At 66.5% G+C, this 16,805-nt stretch carries 16 protein-coding genes; 12 read left to right on the top strand and 4 right to left on the bottom strand.

Annotated elements, in window-relative coordinates:
* Both ACIIOY_RS08075 and ACIIOY_RS08070 read right to left on the bottom strand, forming a co-directional pair.
* Positions 1–1,311, bottom strand: a complete 1,311-nt coding sequence (locus tag ACIIOY_RS08075; RefSeq protein ID WP_411034132.1) for a YeaH/YhbH family protein — start codon at positions 1,309–1,311, stop codon at positions 1–3.
* Between the two features lie 24 nt (positions 1,312–1,335).
* On the bottom strand, positions 1,336–3,285 hold the full coding sequence (locus ACIIOY_RS08070; RefSeq protein ID WP_411034131.1) for a PrkA family serine protein kinase: 1,950 nt from the start codon (positions 3,283–3,285) through the stop codon (positions 1,336–1,338).
* Positions 3,286–3,766: 481 nt separating this feature from the next.
* Between ACIIOY_RS08070 and ACIIOY_RS08065 the strand changes: the two genes are divergently transcribed.
* The 5 genes from ACIIOY_RS08065 to queF all read left to right on the top strand — a co-directional run bounded on the left by ACIIOY_RS08065 (position 3,767) and on the right by queF (position 6,827).
* Positions 3,767–4,369 (top strand): HI_0983 family protein, encoded by a 603-nt coding sequence (locus ACIIOY_RS08065; RefSeq protein ID WP_411034130.1) that lies wholly within the window; start codon positions 3,767–3,769, stop codon positions 4,367–4,369.
* Positions 4,370–4,533: 164 nt separating this feature from the next.
* Positions 4,534–5,232: a 7-cyano-7-deazaguanine synthase QueC gene (queC, locus tag ACIIOY_RS08060; RefSeq protein WP_411034129.1), complete on the top strand. Its 699-nt coding sequence runs from the start codon at positions 4,534–4,536 to the stop codon at positions 5,230–5,232.
* Positions 5,232–5,600, top strand: coding sequence for a 6-carboxytetrahydropterin synthase QueD (queD, locus tag ACIIOY_RS08055; protein ID WP_411034128.1), 369 nt, complete (start codon positions 5,232–5,234; stop codon positions 5,598–5,600). Before queC ends, queD begins: the two co-directional genes overlap by 1 nt.
* Positions 5,597–6,334 carry a 7-carboxy-7-deazaguanine synthase QueE gene (gene queE / locus ACIIOY_RS08050; RefSeq protein WP_411034127.1) on the top strand — a complete coding sequence of 246 codons (738 nt, stop codon included), beginning with the start codon at positions 5,597–5,599 and terminating at the stop codon, positions 6,332–6,334. The genes queD and queE overlap by 4 nt, the downstream gene beginning before the upstream one ends.
* A 19-nt stretch (positions 6,335–6,353) precedes the next feature.
* Entirely contained in the window at positions 6,354–6,827 is a 474-nt protein-coding gene (gene queF / locus ACIIOY_RS08045; RefSeq protein ID WP_411034126.1) for a preQ(1) synthase, read from the top strand.
* 28 nt (positions 6,828–6,855) lie between these two features.
* On the opposite strand, the gene ACIIOY_RS08040 is transcribed toward queF, so the two are convergent.
* Positions 6,856–7,899 (bottom strand): LacI family DNA-binding transcriptional regulator, encoded by a 1,044-nt coding sequence (locus ACIIOY_RS08040; protein ID WP_411034125.1) that lies wholly within the window; start codon positions 7,897–7,899, stop codon positions 6,856–6,858.
* Positions 7,900–8,072: 173 nt separating this feature from the next.
* Here ACIIOY_RS08040 and ACIIOY_RS08035 point away from each other — a divergent pair, with 173 nt between their 5' ends.
* From ACIIOY_RS08035 to ACIIOY_RS08005, 7 genes are all read left to right on the top strand, one after another.
* Positions 8,073–9,071 carry a Gfo/Idh/MocA family protein gene (locus ACIIOY_RS08035; RefSeq protein ID WP_411034124.1) on the top strand — a complete coding sequence of 333 codons (999 nt, stop codon included), beginning with the start codon at positions 8,073–8,075 and terminating at the stop codon, positions 9,069–9,071.
* A gap of 8 nt (positions 9,072–9,079) precedes the next feature.
* Positions 9,080–9,982, top strand: coding sequence for a sugar phosphate isomerase/epimerase family protein (locus tag ACIIOY_RS08030; RefSeq protein WP_411034123.1), 903 nt, complete (start codon positions 9,080–9,082; stop codon positions 9,980–9,982).
* Positions 9,983–10,044: 62 nt separating this feature from the next.
* Entirely contained in the window at positions 10,045–11,277 is a 1,233-nt protein-coding gene (locus ACIIOY_RS08025) for an ABC transporter substrate-binding protein (protein WP_411034122.1), read from the top strand.
* A 103-nt stretch (positions 11,278–11,380) separates the two neighbouring features.
* Positions 11,381–12,283: a carbohydrate ABC transporter permease gene (locus tag ACIIOY_RS08020; RefSeq protein WP_411034121.1), complete on the top strand. Its 903-nt coding sequence runs from the start codon at positions 11,381–11,383 to the stop codon at positions 12,281–12,283.
* A complete protein-coding gene (locus ACIIOY_RS08015; RefSeq protein WP_411034120.1) occupies positions 12,280–13,107 on the top strand; it encodes a carbohydrate ABC transporter permease in 828 nt (275 codons plus the stop codon). The genes ACIIOY_RS08020 and ACIIOY_RS08015 overlap by 4 nt, the downstream gene beginning before the upstream one ends.
* Positions 13,104–14,171, top strand: a complete 1,068-nt coding sequence (locus ACIIOY_RS08010; protein ID WP_411034119.1) for an ABC transporter ATP-binding protein — start codon at positions 13,104–13,106, stop codon at positions 14,169–14,171. The genes ACIIOY_RS08015 and ACIIOY_RS08010 overlap by 4 nt, the downstream gene beginning before the upstream one ends.
* Positions 14,172–14,307: 136 nt before the next feature.
* A complete protein-coding gene (locus tag ACIIOY_RS08005) occupies positions 14,308–15,006 on the top strand; it encodes a methyltransferase family protein (RefSeq protein WP_411034118.1) in 699 nt (232 codons plus the stop codon).
* 6 nt (positions 15,007–15,012) lie between these two features.
* On the opposite strand, the gene ACIIOY_RS08000 is transcribed toward ACIIOY_RS08005, so the two are convergent.
* On the bottom strand, positions 15,013–16,776 hold the full coding sequence (locus tag ACIIOY_RS08000; RefSeq protein WP_411034117.1) for an ABC transporter ATP-binding protein: 1,764 nt from the start codon (positions 16,774–16,776) through the stop codon (positions 15,013–15,015).
* Positions 16,777–16,805: the final 29 nt, after the last annotated feature.

Genomic DNA, 16,805 nt, shown 5'->3' with positions numbered 1-16,805 from the left:
CTATCTGCGCGCCGGAACGGGTTGACGGGCAAAGAGCCTGCGGAAGACGGGATAGATGTCCGACGGCCTGGCGATGCGGGTCATCTGGAAATTCGGCACCACGCCGGCAACGGTGCCGTATGCCCGCCAGAGCGACGTGCCGTTGTCCGTCGTGCCGAAGATCTCGCTCTCGCGCTCGTCGATGATCTCGACATAGGCATAGTACTGGCAAAGCTTCATGAACTCCTCGCGCAGGAGCACGGCGCAGCGCTCCGAATCGCCGGGGGCATTGTCGCCGTCCGAGGCCTGGGCGGCGTAGATGTTCCAGACGTTCGAGGGATAGCGGTCCCTGATGATCCGCAGCATCTCCTCGAGCGCCGTGGAGACGATCGTGCCGCCGCTCTGCTTGCTGAAGAAGAAGGTTTCCTCGTCCACCTCCCGCGCCTCGTCCGTGTGGCGGATGAACACGATGTCGATGCGCTCGTAGCGGCGCTTGAGGAACAGGTGCAGGAGAACGAAGAAGCGCTTGGCGAGGTCCTTCTCGCGTTCGCCCATCGAGGCCGAGACGTCCATCAGGCAGAACATCACCGCGCTCGCGTTCGGCACCGGCTGGCGCTCGAAGCGGTTGAAGCGCACGTCGACCGGATCGACATAGGCGATGCGCTTGCGCCGCCGTTCGAGCACCTCCAGTTCGCCGCGCAGGTGCAAGAGATGGCGCCGCCCGGCCGGCGAAAGGTCCGCCTCCGCCTCAAGCGCGGCGATCTCGCCGGCGATCGCCTGGAACTCCTTCTCGCTCGGCCGCCGCAGGGCGATGCGCCGGCCGAAGCTGTTGCGCATCGTGCGGCCGACATTGATGTTGCTCGGCGTGCCGGCCGTGGTGAAGCCGACGCGGTGGGGCTTGTAGGCCACGGTCTCCTTGAGGTTGAGCTTGACCATGTCGGGAAGCTCCAGGTCCTCGAAGAAAAGATCGAGGACCTCCTCGCGCGACAGGACGAACAGGAAGTCGTCGTCCCCCTCGCCCCGCCCGGGGCCGCGTCCCGTCCCGCCGCCCGTTTCCGGCTTTCCCACCCGGTCCCCGGGCGAAAAACTCTCGTTGCCGGGCAGCACATGCTCCCGCTCGCCGCTGGCGGTGGAATGGCGGAAACTCGGCTCGTCCGCGCCGCGCTTGGGCACGGGGACCCGGTGGTCGGCGTCCACGTCGGCGATCCTGTCCGACTTGACCCGGTCCCGGATCGCCCGCTTCAGCTCGTCATGCACCCTCTTGAGGAAGCGCTGCCGGTTGCCGAGGCTGCGGTCCTTGGGATTCAGCCTGCGGTCGATGAAATTCGGCATGGGCCATTCCCCGCTCCAGCATCGTCAGCCGGCCTTGTTCACGCGCATGTACCAGTCGACAAGCCGCCGGACCTGGCGGGCGGTATAGCCGCGCTCGGTCATGCGCTGCACGAATTCGGCATGCTGCTTCTCGGTGGCGCTGTCCTTCTTCGAGCCGAAGCTGATGACCGGCAGCAGGTCCTCGACCTGGCCGAACATGCGCTTTTCAATCACCTCGCGCAGCTTCTCGTAGCTCGTCCAGGCCGGGTTGCGCCCGCCGTTCCTGGCGCGCGCGCGCAGGGTGAACTTGACCACCTCGTTGCGGAAGTCCTTGGGATTGGCGATGCCGGCGGGTTTCTCGATCTGCGACAGCTCGCTGTCGAGAATCTCGCGGTTCAGGATCTGTCCCGTATCGGGGTCCTTGAAGTCCTGGTCCTCGAGCCAGGCGTCCGCATAGGAGATGTAGCGGTCGAACAGGTTCTGGCCGTATTCGCTGTAGGATTCCAGATAGGCCTTCTGGATTTCATGGCCGATGAACTCGGCATAGCGCGTCGCCAGCTCCGAGCGGATGAAATCGAGGTAGTTCGCCTCGATCTCCTTGGGGAACTGCTCGCGCCGGATCGCCTGTTCGAGGATATACATCAGGTGAACCGGATCGGCCGCGACCTCCTTGGTGTCGTAGTTGAAGGTTTCCGACAGGACCTTGAAGGCGAACCGCGTGCTGATGCCGGTCATGCCCTCGTCGACGCCGGCGGCGTCGCGGTATTCCTGCAGCGACTTGGCCTTCGGGTCGGTGTCCTTCAGGTTCTCGCCGTCGTAGACGCGCATCTTCGTATAGGTCGGAGAGTTCTCGTGCGGCGTCAGGCGGGTGGCGACGGTGAAGCGGCTGAGGTTCTCCAGCACTTCCGGCGCGCAGGGGCTGTCGGACAGCTCGCTCTCGCGCAGCAGCTTCTCGTAGATCTGCCGCTCCTCGGTCACCCGCAGGCAATAGGGCACCTTGACCACCAGGATGCGGTCGAGGAAGGCCTCGTTGTTCTTGTTGTGCTTGAACTGCCGCCATTCCGATTCGTTGGAATGGGCGAGCACGATGCCCTGGTAGGGGAAGGCGCCGAAGTTTTCCGTGCCGTTGTAGCTGCCTTCCTGCGTGGCGGTCAGCAGCGGATGCAGCACCTTGATCGGCGCCTTGAACATCTCGACGAATTCGAGAAGGCCCTGCGTCGTCCGGTTGAGGCCGCCGCTGTAGGAATAGGCGTCGGGATCGGCCTGGCTGAAATTCTCCAGCTGTCGGATATCGACCTTGCCGACCAGCGCCGAGACGTCCTGGTTGTTCTCGTCGCCGGGTTCGGTCTTGGCGATGGCGATCTGGCGCAGCCGCGAGGGCATGAGCTTGACGACCGAGAACTTGGAGATGTCTCCGCCGATCTCGTCGAGCCGCTTCGTCGCCCAGGGCGAGATGAGGCCGGTGAGGCGCCGCTTGGCGATGCCGTACTTGTCCTCAAGCAGGTCGCCCATGCGCTCGCGGCTGAAGAGGCCGAGCGGCGATTCAAAGACCGGGCTGATCTTGCCGTCGATGGCGAGCGTGTAGATCGGCTGCTCCTCCATCAGCTTCTTCAGCCGTTCGGCGAGCGACGACTTGCCCCCGCCGACCGGGCCGAGAAGATAGAGGATCTGCTTTCGCTCCTCGAGGCCCTGCGCGGCGTAGCGGAAATAGCCGACGATGCGCTCGATCGTGTCCTCCATGCCGTAGAAGTCGGAGAAGGAGGGATAGACCTTGATCGTGCGGTTGGAGAAGATCCGCCCGAGGCGCTCGTCCGCGCTCGTGTCGATGAGCTGCGGCTCGCCGATGGCCGCGACCATCCGCTCGGCGGCGGTGGCGTACATGCTCTTGTCTTCCCGGCAGGCCAGGAGGTATTCCTGCAGGCTCAGCTCCTCTCTCGCGCTGCTTGCGTAGGTTCTCGAAAACAGATCGAAGATATCGCTGCCCGTGGTTCCCATGGAACTCTCCCGCGCTCGCCCGGCGAGGTGGTTGATTCACGCGCCAAGCATATCCCCTTTAACTGGACGGGGCCACCATTTGTTCCCCGTCCGGGGGTAAACTTGAAGTGTTCACCTATACTTATTCCGGTCGGAGGCGGATCGGGCCGCGCATTCATGCGCCGGGGGCACCGCCCGTCGAACCGCGCCGACGGGGACTTTGCCGAGGTGCGGCTGATGACTTCGGCCTCTACAGCCTCGGCCTCGTCGTCTACTTTGCGCTGACGGACGACCGGCTCGCGCGGGACGGCGAGCCCTTCCACCGAGGCGGGGGCCGGCTTCCCGCCGGGGCAAGGATGTGCGAACGGCTTTGCGCGTCCCTTCTCGACCCCGATCCGCGAAAACGGCGCGGCGTCTGTCTGGAAGATGCCGGCGGGCCGCTGCATACTGCCGCAGCAGCCTCTTTCAAGAAGGGCGCCGGATGCAGAGGAGAAGACACGCGATGGCAGCCAACCTTTCATTTTCCCGCCTTGGCCTTGCGCTCCTGGCGTTCGGGCTCACGGCGGCCTCCGCCTTTGCGCAGGCGACCGACCGGCTCGGCGTGCCCGGACCGATCGATTTCGAGGGAGAGGCCTATGTGCTGGCCTGGAGCTCGCAGCCCTCCGCAAACTACATCAAGCAGGAATACCTGCCCGCCGGACAAAGCGCCGAGCGATACGAGCAGATGATCCTGGTGGAGACGGCGACCGGCGGCGTCGCCGTCATGGACGCCGTCCGCGCGCAGGTGAACATGCTGAACCAGCGCAAGGCCACCGACCCGCTCGTCAACATGGAGGTGATCCAGAACGAGGCTGCCGGCGAGGCGCTCCTCGATTTCATCGTCAGCAGCAAGGACAAGGACGGGCAATACATCGTCGAATGGAATGCCTACCGCTACGCCCGCTACAGCGATGCGGGCGGCAACAAGGGCGTCATGCTCTTCGGCATCAGCCGGCGGGCCTACGGGAACGACGCCGCCAAGGCCCTCCTCACGCAATTGAAGGGGCTCCGGCCCGGCCGGATCAAGGCGCTGACGCAGGTAAGCCTCCCCCGCCCCGCTCCCTGAAGGCCCGGCGTGCACAGGGAAAGGGCGGCGGCGCGGAGCTCCGAAAACATCGGGCCTCCGCCGTCATGACGGCATTTGCCTATTCACAAAGCCGGTCCCCTGGGGTAAGCGGGGCGCAGAGAAATCTCCGGTCGCAGCCTACCCGGTAAAAACAAGGACCCATCATGAAATGCCTCGTCATCTGCTCCGGCGGATTGGATTCGGTTTCGCTCGCCCATAGGGTGGCGGCCGAGCACGACCTCGCCGGCCTCATCTCCTTCGACTACGGCCAGCGCCACAAGAAGGAACTCGCCTTCGCCGCCGCCTGCGCCGAACGCCTGGACGTTCCCCACGACATCGTCGACATCCGGCCCGTCGGCCGCAGCCTTTCCGGGTCGGCGCTGACGGACGACATCGACGTGCCCGACGGCCACTACGCCGAAGAGACCATGAAGATCACCGTGGTCCCGAACCGCAACGCCATCATGCTGGCCATCGCCTTCGGCATCGCCGCGGCCCGCAAGGCCGACGCCGTGGCGACCGCCGTCCACGGCGGCGACCACTTCATCTATCCCGACTGCCGGCCCGGCTTCATCGACGCGTTCCAGGCGATGCAGGACCGCGCTCTCGAAGGCTATGCGGACATCCGCCTCTACGCTCCCTACGTCACCGTGCCGAAGGCGGAGATCGTGCGCGACGGCGCGCGCCACGGCACGCCGTTCGCCCTCACATGGTCGTGCTACAAGGGCGGGGAGCACCATTGCGGCCGGTGCGGCACCTGCATCGAGCGCCGGGAAGCCTTCCACCTCGCCGGCCAGCACGATCCCACGACCTACCAGGACCCGGACTACTGGCGCGCGGCCGTCGCGAAGGGGGCGGGCTGATGTTCCGCATCACCAAGGAATTCCACTTCTCCGCCTCGCACCAGCTCAAGGGCCTGCCGGACGGACATCCCTGCGCGCGCCTGCACGGGCACAACTATGTCGTCGAGGTCGAGCTTGCCGCCGAGGCGCTCGACGAAAACGGCTTCGTGCGCGACTACCACGAGCTTTCGGTCTTCAAGCGGTATCTCGACGAGACCTTCGACCATCGCCACCTGAACGACGTGCTCGGCCACGATACCGTCACGGCGGAATGGCTCGCCCGGCATCTCTTCGACTGGTGCCGGGAGCGCCTGCCGGAGACCTCGGCCGTGCGCGTGAGCGAAACCCCGAAGACCTGGGCCGAGTACCGGCCCGGCTACCGGCCATGACGGGCGGCACGGACACGCGCATCCGCGTCGCGGAGATCTTCGGGCCGACGATCCAGGGCGAAGGGATGCTGATCGGCCAGCCGACGGTCTTCGTGCGGACGGGCGGCTGCGACTATCGCTGCGCTTGGTGCGACAGCCTGCATGCGGTGGACCCGCGCCATCGCGGCGACTGGGCGGCCATGCCGACGGACGCCGTGTGGGAGAAGGTCAGGGCGCTTTCGGGCGGCGAGCCGGTGATGGTCTCGCTTTCCGGCGGCAATCCGGCGATCCAGGATTTCTCCGCGCTGATCCGCATCGGCCATCAGGCCGGCTATCGCTTCGCGCTGGAGACGCAGGGCTCCGTCGCCCGCGACTGGTTCGCCGCGCTGGACGTGCTGGTGCTCAGCCCCAAGCCGCCCTCGAGCGGCATGGAGACGGACTGGACGGCGTTCGAGGACTGTCTCCGGGCGGCCGGCGGCCGGCCGCAGACGGCGCTGAAGATCGTCGTCTTCGACGAGGCGGACTACGCCTATGCGCGGAAGGCCGCGGCGCGCTATCCGCAGCTTCCGCTCTATCTCCAGCCCGGCAACCACACCCCGCCACCCGCCGAGGCCGAGGACGCGCCGATCGACATCGACGGCGTGATGGAGCGGATGCACTGGCTGGTGGAGAAGGTGACCGGGGACAGGTGGTTTTCGGCGCGCGTCCTGCCGCAGCTCCACGTCCTCATCTGGGGAAACCGGCGGGGCGTATGAATTCGAACGAGGAACGGAAATGACCGACAGAACAGAAATCTATGCCGGCCTGACGCAGCTCGGTGGCGGCGCCGCCACCCTGCCGGAAAGCCCGGAGGCCGCGGTGCTGGAGAAGGTGCGCAACCCGCAGGCGGGCACGCCCTATTGCGTGCGCTTCACCGCGCCGGAATTCACCTCGCTCTGCCCGATCACCGGCCAGCCGGACTTCGCCCACCTGGTCATCGACTACGTCCCCGGCGAATGGTTGGTCGAGAGCAAGTCGCTGAAGCTCTATCTCGGCGCCTTCCGCAACCACGGCGCCTTCCACGAGGACTGCACCGTCTCCATCGGCAAGCGGCTCGTGGACCTGCTCGAACCGGAATGGCTTCGCATCGGCGGCTACTGGTATCCGCGCGGCGGCATGCCCATCGACGTGTTCTACCAGACCGGGCCGGCGCCGCAGGCCGTCTGGATACCGGACCAGGGCGTGGCGCCGTATCGCGGCCGCGGCTAGGGGAATCCCGGAAACGGCGTCCGGAGTCTTACGGAATCGGACGGGGCGGCGCTTCGCCGTCGCTTTCGCCGTCGACGAGCGTCATGGGCCAGAGCAGGTTGTGCGGGCGCTCCGCATAGAGGCCGGCATAGGCGGGCATCGTGCCGAGCAGGGTCTCGGCAAGCGCGATGCCGAGATCCCTCAGCGACAGGGTATAGCTCGTCAGCCGGGGCGACAGGAAATGGGAATGCGGGCTCTGGCGGCCGATGACGGCGATGTCGCGGCCGGGAACGAGGCCGGCCTCGTGGAGGCCGCGGTAGAGGCCCGTCGCGATCGCCTCGTTGACGAGCAGGATCGCCGTCGGCCGCGGCGCAGAGGCGATCAGCTGGCGGGCGATCTGGTAGCCGCCGGCCTCGTTGGGGGTGGACCGGAAGATGTGCTCGCCGGCAAGTTCGAGGCCGTGCCGGGCGAGGGCCCGCCTGCATGCGTCCACGAAGACGTAGCCGAGATTCATGTCGTCGTGCGGCCTGGTGACGGCGATGCGCCGGTGGCCTCGGGCGACGAGCCGTTCGACCGACATTTCCGCCATGCCCTCGAAATCGAGGTCGATCCACGGCTGGCCGACATCCGTGAGGCTCCGCCCCAGCGTGATGAAGGGGATCTTGCGCTTGGCAAGAAGCTCCAGGCGCGGATCGTGCCGGCGCGTCGCCGAGAGGATCAGGCCGTCGGCGAAGCCGCGCGCCACGATGCGCTTGAGATAGTCGTCGGGGTCCTCCTCGGAGGAGCAGAGCAAGGCGACCAGATCGAGCTTGTGGCGGGCGAACACCGCCTGCACCCCGTCGAAGACGCTCATGAAGAACGTGTCGCCCTGTCCGGTGATCTCCCGCCCGGTCTGCATCATGAAGCCGATGACGCCGGTCGAGCCCTTGCGCAGGGCCCTGCCCGACTGGTTCGCCACATAGCCCAGCGCCTCGGCCGCTTCGAGCACGCGCCTGCGGGTTTCCTTGTTGACGTCGGGCTTGCCGTTGAGGGCGCGCGAGACGGTGCCGATCGAGATGTCGAGATGCTCCGCAAGCTGGCGAATTCCCTTCATTTTCCCGTCGTTCCTCCAAAGCCGGCATGAGGGCCATCCGGCCCCTATTGACACAAAATGGCTTTCGCGCATAGGATCGTAAACGTTTACGGAGCCCAGTCGAGGAGTTTCTGGCCTTCGTTTCCGGGAGGGAAAAAGTGACGTACAAGGTCGTTTTGTGCGGGTGCGGAGCTATGGCCAAAGGCTGGCTGAAAGCGCTCCGGAACACCCCCAGCCTCAGGGAGGGCATCGCCGTCGTCGGCCTCGTCGATCTCGACCGGGCGACCGCCGAGGCGCTTGCCGCCGAGTTCGGCCTTTCTGGCGCCATGATCGGGACCGACCTTGCCGCGGTGCTTGCCAAGACACGGCCGGACATCCTCTTCGACATCGTCGTTCCCGCCGCCCGCCGCTCGGTCGTCGCGGCCGGCCTTGCCCACGGCTGCCATGTGCTCAGCGAGAAGCCGATGGCCGCCTCCCTCGACGAGGCCCGCGAGCTGCGGTCGCTTGCCGACCATGCCGGCCGGCTGCACGCCGTGGTGCAGAACCGCCGCTACATCGCCGGCGTGCGCCGCATCCGCCGCTTGCTCGAGGACGGCACGCTGGGGCGCCTCACCGGCCTTCACTGCGACTTCTTCCTCGGCCCGCATTTCGGCGGCTTCCGGGAAGAGATGGACAACGTCCTCCTTCTCGACATGGCGATCCACACCTTCGATGCCGCGCGCTTCATGTCCGGCAAGGACCCCCTCGCCGTCTATTGCCACGAGCACAATCCGCCGGGCTCCTGGTACCGGCACGGCGCGGCCGCCAGCGCCATCTTCGAGTTCTCCGACGAGGTCGTCTTCACCTACCGCGGCTCCTGGTGCGCGGAAGGCGGGCCGACGAGCTGGGAGAGCGCCTGGCGCGTCACCGGCACGAAGGGCACGCTGCTGTGGGACGGCGCCGAGACGTTCGAGGCGAACATCGTCGCGGGAACGGACGGCTTCTTCCGCCCCCTCGCGCCGGTCAGCGTGCCGGCGCCGGAGAACGAGGCCGACACCCACGGCCACGCCAGCGTCATCGAAAGCTTCGTCGCGGCGATCCGCGCGGGCCGCCGGCCGGAAACGGACGGCAGCGACAACATCAAGAGCCTCGCCATGGTCTTCGGCGCCATCGACAGCGCCCGCGGACGCAGGCGCGTCACCATCGCAGCATAGGACATTCCATGACGAACCCGGCAAAATCCATCCGCATCGGCACCATGGTCCGCGCCTCAGACGGCAGCGCGGCAAGGCGCATCGGCCAGATCGCCGACCTGGGCTTCGAGAGTTTCGAGCCCTTCTTCTGGCAGACGACGAACGGCCAGGACCTCGCCGAGCTCGGCAAGCGCTGCGTCGAGGCGATCGGCGGGCGGGACATCACCATCTCGACGCTCGGCATGTTCGGCAACCCGCTGGAGGACACCGACATCGACCGCCAGACGCTGCAGGGCTGGAAGGACTGCATCGACAACGCGCACCATTTCGGCGCCACCTGCGTCGCCGGCTTTACCGGGCGCGTCCGCGGCAGGCCCCTTCCCGAAAGCCTTCCGCGCTACAGGGCGGTCTGGAGCGAGCTTGCCCGGCGCGCCGCCGACAAGGGCGTGAGGATCGCCTTCGAGAACTGCGCCATGGACGGCAACTGGCAGACCGGCGACTGGAACATCGCGCACAACCCGGACGCCTGGGAGCTGATGTTCAACGAGACGCCGGACGACCATATCGGCCTCGAATGGGAGCCCTGCCACCAGATGGTCTACCTCATCGAGCCGATCCCGCAGATCCGCAAATGGGCGCCGAAGATCTTCCACGTGCACGGCAAGGACGCCACGATCCGCTGGGACGTGATCCGCGAGCACGGCATCTTCGGCAAGGAAAAGTTCGTGTTCATGCGCACGCCGGGCTTCGGCGACACCAACTGGACGGACGTCATTTCCGAGCTGCGGCTCGCCGGCTGGTCGGGCTCCATCGACATCGAGGGCTGGCACGATCCGGTCTACCGCGATGCGCTCGAGATGACCGGCCAGGTCCACGCGCTCAACTACCTCAAGACCTGCCGGGGCGGCGATTTCGTGAACGATCCGGCATGAGGAAGGCATGCCGCCCGGCATGGAGGATGCGGGGCGGAACGGGATAACCGAAGGAGGAGATCATGGGTATCCGCACATATGCAATGCTTGGCGCGATCGCATTCGCGTCCGTCTCCCTGCCGGGCCTTTCGGCCAGGGCCGAGGACGTCACCATCAGCGTGTGGTCTCTCGACCGCGACATCCAGCCTGCGCCCAACCTCATCAAGGACTACAACGCGCTGAACACCGGCATCAAGGTGGAGTACCGCCAGATCCAGTTCGACGACGTGGTCAGCGAGGCGATGCGGGCCTATTCCACCGGCCAGGCGCCGGACATCATCGCCGTCGACAATCCGGAACACGCCCTCTTCGCCTCGCGCGGCGCCTTCCTCGACCTCACCGACATGATCGCGAAGTCGGAGGTGGTGAAGACGGAGAACTACTTCCCAGGCCCCCTCGCCTCCACCGTGTGGGACGGCAGGAACTACGGCATTCCGAAGGCGACCAACACGATCGCGCTCTACTACAACAAGGACATGTTCAAGGCGAAGGGCCTCGATCCGGAAAAGCCGCCGCAGACCTGGGACGAGCTGGTCGAGGCGGCGCGCAAGCTGACCGACCCCGCCGCGAACGTCTACGGCCTCACCTTCTCGGCGAAGGCGAACGAGGAAGGCACCTTCCAGTTCCTGCCCTGGGCGCAGATGGCGGGCGCGAGCTACGACAACATCAACACGGAAGGCGCGGTAAGGGCGCTCGACACCTGGAAGACGATCATCGACGAGAAGCTCGCCTCTCCCGACACGCTGACGCGCAGCCAGTGGGATTCGACCGGCACGTTCAATTCCGGCAATGCCGCGATGGCGATTTCCGGCCCCTGGGAGCTCGACCGCATGGTGGCGGAGGCGAAGTTCGACTGGGGCGTGGCGCTGCTGCCGGTGCCGGAGGCCGGCGCCGAGCGCTCCTCGGCCATGGGCGACTTCAACTGGGCGATCTTCGCCAACACGCAGCATCCGCAAGAGGCCTTCAAGGTGCTCGAATATTTCGTCTCGCAGGACGAGCGCATGTTCAAGGACTTCGGCCAGTTGCCGGCCCGTTCCGACATCGCCATTCCGGAAACGGGCGAGGCCAGGAAGGATGCCGCCCTGAAGGTTTTCGTCGAGCAGCTGAAATATGCAAAGCCGCGCGGCCCCCATCCGGAATGGCCGAAGATCTCCAAGGCGATCCAGGATGCCATCCAGGCGGCGCTGACCGGCCAGATGTCCTCCAAGGAGGCGCTCGACCAGGCGGCCGAGAAGATCAAGGCCGTGCTCGGCTGACGGCCCGGCAGGCGGACCGCGCCGCCGGCCGTCGCAACCATTCCTCCCGGCGGGGCCTGTCTCGCGCGAATGCGGGGCGGCCCCAACGGAGGCGGAGGAGCCCATGAAGCGACTTTTCTCCAGCATCATCGACGGCAGAGGCTTCGACATCGCGCTCGTCGCGCTGCCGCTCGCCTTTCTCATCGTCCTGTCCGGCCTTGCGCTGCTCTACAACGTGGTGATGAGCTTCCAGGAGGTCGACATGTTCAGCCTGGGCACGCTCTGGCGTCCCTTCGTCGGCATGAAGAACTATACCGACCTCTTCGCCCAGCCCGAGACGCTGCCGATCCTTGCCAATACCGCGATCTTCGTCGCCGCCTCCATAGCGGGCCAGTTCGTCATCGGCTTCGGCCTTGCGCTTTTCTTCTGGACGAACTTTCCGGGCGCCTCGTGGCTGCGCGGCCTCTTCCTCGTCTCCTGGGTCATGCCCGGCCTCGTCGTCGGCGCGATCTGGAACTGGATCCTCTCCGGCGATTTCGGCGTGCTCAACTTCGTCCTGCGCGAAAGCGGGATCATCTCCGGCAACATCTTCTGGCGCTCCGACCCCAGCTATTCGCTCTGGGCCGTCGTCATCGCCAACATCTGGCTCGGCACCTCCTTCAACATGATCCTGCTTTCCGTCGGCCTCTCGGCCATTCCGGGCGACCTCTACGAGGCGGCGGAGCTCGACGGGGCGAACGCCTGGCAGCGCTTCCGGACGATCACGCTGCCGATGATGCGCTCGTCCATCGGCGCCATCATCGCGCTCGGCCTCATCTTCACGCTCCAGCAGTTCGACCTCTTCGCGGCGATCACCTCCGGCGGGCCGAACAACTCGTCGAACGTCACGCAATACTGGGCCTGGGACATGTCCTTCCGCCAATACGATTTCGCCAAGGGGGCCACCATCTCGGTCATCATGATCGTCTTCGTCATGGTCGCCTCCGTCGTCTATGTCCGTTCGACGCGCCATGAGGTGCGGGGATGAGCGATACCTTCCGCGAAAGGCTGATGCTCGCCGTGGCGGTCGTGCTCGCCGCCATATACCTCTTTCCCCTCTACTGGATGTACATCACCGCGCTCAAATCCGGCTCGGCGATGTTCGCCAACCCGCCGGATTTCTGGCCGCGCGACCCGCAATGGCAGATCTACGGCCAGGTCTGGGAAAGCCGGAACATGGGCCGCTACATCTGGAACTCGCTGGTGATCGCCTGCGGCGCGGTGTCGGTCATAGCGGTGCTCGGCACGGGCTGCGCCTACGTGCTCGCCCGCTACCGCAATGTCTGGATCGACATCGGCCTCTTCCTGATCCTGATGCTGCAGGTGCTTCCCGCCTCGCTGATGATCACGCCGATCTTCGTCGGCTTCTCGCAGATCGGGCTTCTGAGCTACCCGCGCCTCGCCGTCGTCCTGGCGATCGCCGCCAAAAGCATGCCCTTCTTCATCGTGCTGGTGCGCGCCACCTTCATGAGCGTGCCGCAGGAGCTGGAGGAGGCCGCCCTCGTCGACGGCAATTCCCGCGTCGGCGCCTTCTTCCGCATCGTGCTGCCGCTCGCCCGCAACGGCATCCTGGTCAGCGCCATCCTCATCTTCATGCAGGCCTTCGGGGAGTTCGTCTATTCCAAGTCGATGATCCAGGCCGTGGAGCTGCAGCCCGCGAGCGTCGGCCTCAACACCTTCATGGGGCCGAACACCAACGAGTGGAACAACATCATGGCCTACGCGACCATCTATGTGACGCCGATCCTCGCCGCCTTCGTCCTGCTTCAGCGCCGCATCGTCTCCGGCCTTACCTCGGGAGCCCTGAAATGACCGCCCAGATCGAACTTTCCGGCGTCAACAAGCACTACGGCGCCTATCACGCGCTGAAGGACATCGACCTTTCGATCCGCAAGGGCAGCTTCACGGCGCTCGTCGGCCCGTCCGGCTGCGGCAAGTCCACGCTGCTGCGCTCGCTGGCGGGGCTGGAGAGCATCTCGACGGGGACGCTGAAGATCGCCGGCGAGGTGATGAACAAGGTGCCGCCGCGCAAGCGCGACGTCGCCATGGTCTTCCAGTCCTACGCGCTCTACCCGCACATGACGGTGGAGGAAAACCTCACCTACAGCCTGCGCATCCGCGGCACGCCGAAGGCAGAGGCCAGGAAGGCGGCCGAGGAGGTCGCGGCGACCACGGGGCTCTCGCACCTGCTCGGGCGCTATCCGCGCGAGCTCTCCGGCGGCCAGCGCCAGCGCGTCGCGATGAGCCGCGCCATCATCCGCCATCCCAAGGCCTTCCTCTTCGACGAGCCGCTCTCGAACCTCGATGCGGCGCTGCGTGTCCACATGCGCAAGGAGATCCGCGCGCTGCACGACCGGCTCGGCGCGACCTCGGTCTATGTCACGCACGACCAGATCGAGGCCATGACCATGGCCGACCACGTCGTCGTCATGCGGGCCGGCGTCATCGAGCAGCAGGGCCGGCCGCTCGACCTCTACGACAAGCCGGTCAACAGGTTCGTCGCCGGCTTCATCGGCTCGCCCGCGATGAACTTCATCCCGGCGGCCGGCGGGGAGGACGGCCACTCGATCGTGCTCGATCTCGGCCTGCGCCAGACGGTCGACCTCGGCTATGCGGTCGCGCCCGGGCGCAAGCTGGTCGCGGGCCTGCGCCCCGAGCACGTGACGCTCGCGCCGGACGGCGGCGGCAGGCTGAAGGCGCCGGTCGCCGTCGTCGAATCCACCGGCTCGGCCACCTATATCACCACCGCGACGACGCCGGAGCTCGCCATCGTCGTCAACGGCAGGACGGAGATATCTGTCGGCGAGACGATCGGCCTCGACTTCTCGCCCGCCCAGCTGCATCTCTTCGACGCGGAGACGGAGCAGCGCCTCTGACGGCGGGGTCGTCAGAAGCCGGCGCGGGCCTTCGGCGTCCGGCCGAACCGTGCGCGGCGTGCAAAAGGACGATCGCCGCCGCCTGCCCGATGGGATAGGATAGCCGCCGGCCTTCATGCGGCATGGGAGAACGCGAATGACCGGCACCGAACCCGAACCGATGTCCTGGCCCGCCGCGATCTCCTATGCGGTCGGCCTGCCGCTGGCCCTGCTGGCGCTGGTCTTCCTGCCCGCCGGCCGCCTCGACTGGCTGCCCGGCTGGTTCTTCGTCGCGTTCGTCGCCGCCGCCTATGCCGCGTCGGCCCTTTTTCTGTGGCGCGTGAACCCCGACATCTTCCGGGCGCGCAGCCGTGTGCAGGCCGGCACGGAGCGCTGGGACCGGATATTGCTCTGGCTGATGCTTCCCGCCGTGGCCGCCGAGGTCCCGCTCGCCGCTTTCGACGCCGGAAGGATGGCGTGGTCTGACGTTCCGCCCGCTTTCGTGATCCTGGGCTACGCGCTGCTGGCGGCCGGCACTGCGCTTACCGCCTGGGCGCAGGCGGTCAACCGCTTCTTCGAGCCCGGCGTGCGCCTCCAGCGCGAGCGCGGCCAGCACGTCATCCGTTCCGGGCCGTACCGGATCGTCCGCCATCCCGGCTATGTCGGCGCCCTCATGATCTTCGCCGGCCTTGCGCTCGCACTCGCCTCGTGGTGGGCGCTGGTCCCGGCGGCCTTGGCGGGCGCGATCCTGATCCTGCGGACGAGCTGGGAGGACGCGCTGCTCCGGGCCGGGCTCGACGGCTATGCGGACTATGCCCGGCACACCCGCTACCGGCTCGTGCCGGGCATCTGGTGAACCGTCTTACCCCTTGAGCTGGAATGGGTGGACGGAGCCGCCGTCCGTCTGGGCCTGCGCGGCCTGAAGGTTCCGGTACCGACCGTTCTTGCGGGCGATGAGGTCCGCGTGGCTGCCGCTTTCGACGATGCGGCCGTCGTCGACGACGAGGATGCGGTCGGCATTGGCGATCGTGGCGAGCCGGTGGGCGATGACCAGCGTGGTGCGGCCGGCCGAAAGCTCGGCCAGCGACTGCTGGATCGCCCGCTCCGTCTCCGTGTCGAGCGCCGAGGTCGCCTCGTCGAGGATGAGGATCGGCGGGTTCTTCAGGAAGATGCGGGCAATGGCAAGGCGCTGCTTCTGCCCGCCGGAAAGTTTTACGCCGCGCTCGCCGATCATGGTGTCGAGCCCCTCCGGCAGGCCGGCGATCACGTCGTCCAGCCGTGCCCGTCTCGCCGCGTCGGCGATCTCGGCCTCCGTCGCGCCGAGGCGGCCATAGGCGATGTTCTCGCGGATCGTGCCGGCGAACAGGAACACGTCCTGCTGCACGATGCCGATGTTCGAGCGCAGCGACTTCAGCGTCATGTCGCGGATGTCGATGCCGTCGATCAGGATCGCGCCCGCCGCGATCTCGTAAAAGCGCGGCAGGAGCGAGCAGATCGTCGTCTTGCCGGCGCCCGACGGGCCGACGAAGGCGATCGTCTCGCCCGCCTTGATGTCGAGGTCGAGCCCCTCGAAGACCGGCTTGTCGGAACGGTAGCCGAAGCGGACGTTGCGGTATTCGATGTCGCCCCTGAGGCGGCCGGCCTCCTTCGCCCCGTCGCGGTCCTTGATGTCCGGCTCGGTGTCGAGGAACTGGGTATAGCGCGTGAAACCGGCAATGCCCTTGGGATAGGTCTCGATGATCGAGTTGATCTTGTCGATCGGTCGGAAGAAGACGTTGACCAGGAGCAGGAAGCCGACGAAGCCGCCGGCGGACAGGTCACCGTGCACGACGAACCAGGCGCCCGCCAGCATCACCACCACCTGCACGAAGCGCATGGAGAGGTAGGAGAGCGACAGGGAGGCCGCCATCACCTTGTAGGCTTCGAGCTTGGTGGTGAGATAGTTGCGGTTGCTCTCGGCGAAGAGCTTGCGCTCGTGGTCCTCGTTGGCGAAGGCCTGCACGACGCGGATGCCCCCGACATTCTCCTCGATGCGGGCGTTGAAGTCGGCGACGCGGCCGTAGAGCGCATGCCAGGTGGAGGTCATGCGCGAGCCGTAGTGGGTGGTCACCCACGCCGTCAGCGGCACGATGACGGCGGTGATCAGCGCCAGCGGCACATGCACCCAGAGCATGAGGACGAAGGCGCCGATCAGCGTCATGATGGCGATGAACAGGTCCTCCGGCCCGTGGTGGGCGACCTCGCCGATCTCCTCCAGGTCCTTCGTCAGCCGGGCGACGAGATGGCCGGTCTTCTGGTTGTCGAAGAAGCCGAAGGAGAGCTTCTGCAGGTGGTCGAAGGCCTTGCGCCGCATCTCCGCCTCGATGCGCACGCCGAGCATGTGGCCCCAGTAGGTGACGATCACCTGCAGGCCGGCGTTCAGCAGGTAGATCAGGAACAGGCCGACGGCGGCGAGCGTGATGAGGTCGAGCCGGCCGGTCGGCAGAAGCCGGTCGATGAACAGCGTCACCGCGATCGGAAAGGCGAGCTCCAGGAGGCCCGCGGCAACCGCCGAACCGAAGTCCAGCGCGAAGAGGCCGCGGTGCGGGCGATAATAGGCAAAAAATCGTTTCAGGAGAGCAGACATGGACGGTAAGAAGCCGAAAGTGACGATGT

This window comes from Shinella agrisoli (genome assembly GCF_046557955.1).
Lineage (GTDB): Bacteria > Pseudomonadota > Alphaproteobacteria > Rhizobiales > Rhizobiaceae > Shinella.
The sequence above is the reverse complement of the archived record's forward strand: the minus strand, read 5'-3'. Positions and strand labels throughout refer to the sequence as shown.

Coding starts and splice junctions, on each gene's coding strand:
- ACIIOY_RS08075 (WP_411034132.1), bottom strand. CDS start 1,311: ATGCCGAATTTCATCGACCGCAGGCTGAATCCCAAGGACCGCAGCCTC.
- ACIIOY_RS08070 (WP_411034131.1), bottom strand. CDS start 3,285: ATGGGAACCACGGGCAGCGATATCTTCGATCTGTTTTCGAGAACCTAC.
- ACIIOY_RS08065 (WP_411034130.1), top strand. CDS start 3,767: ATGGCAGCCAACCTTTCATTTTCCCGCCTTGGCCTTGCGCTCCTGGCG.
- queC (WP_411034129.1), top strand. CDS start 4,534: ATGAAATGCCTCGTCATCTGCTCCGGCGGATTGGATTCGGTTTCGCTC.
- queD (WP_411034128.1), top strand. CDS start 5,232: ATGTTCCGCATCACCAAGGAATTCCACTTCTCCGCCTCGCACCAGCTC.
- queE (WP_411034127.1), top strand. CDS start 5,597: ATGACGGGCGGCACGGACACGCGCATCCGCGTCGCGGAGATCTTCGGG.
- queF (WP_411034126.1), top strand. CDS start 6,354: ATGACCGACAGAACAGAAATCTATGCCGGCCTGACGCAGCTCGGTGGC.
- ACIIOY_RS08040 (WP_411034125.1), bottom strand. CDS start 7,899: ATGAAGGGAATTCGCCAGCTTGCGGAGCATCTCGACATCTCGATCGGC.
- ACIIOY_RS08035 (WP_411034124.1), top strand. CDS start 8,073: ATGGCCAAAGGCTGGCTGAAAGCGCTCCGGAACACCCCCAGCCTCAGG.
- ACIIOY_RS08030 (WP_411034123.1), top strand. CDS start 9,080: ATGACGAACCCGGCAAAATCCATCCGCATCGGCACCATGGTCCGCGCC.
- ACIIOY_RS08025 (WP_411034122.1), top strand. CDS start 10,045: ATGGGTATCCGCACATATGCAATGCTTGGCGCGATCGCATTCGCGTCC.
- ACIIOY_RS08020 (WP_411034121.1), top strand. CDS start 11,381: ATGAAGCGACTTTTCTCCAGCATCATCGACGGCAGAGGCTTCGACATC.
- ACIIOY_RS08015 (WP_411034120.1), top strand. CDS start 12,280: ATGAGCGATACCTTCCGCGAAAGGCTGATGCTCGCCGTGGCGGTCGTG.
- ACIIOY_RS08010 (WP_411034119.1), top strand. CDS start 13,104: ATGACCGCCCAGATCGAACTTTCCGGCGTCAACAAGCACTACGGCGCC.
- ACIIOY_RS08005 (WP_411034118.1), top strand. CDS start 14,308: ATGACCGGCACCGAACCCGAACCGATGTCCTGGCCCGCCGCGATCTCC.
- ACIIOY_RS08000 (WP_411034117.1), bottom strand. CDS start 16,776: ATGTCTGCTCTCCTGAAACGATTTTTTGCCTATTATCGCCCGCACCGC.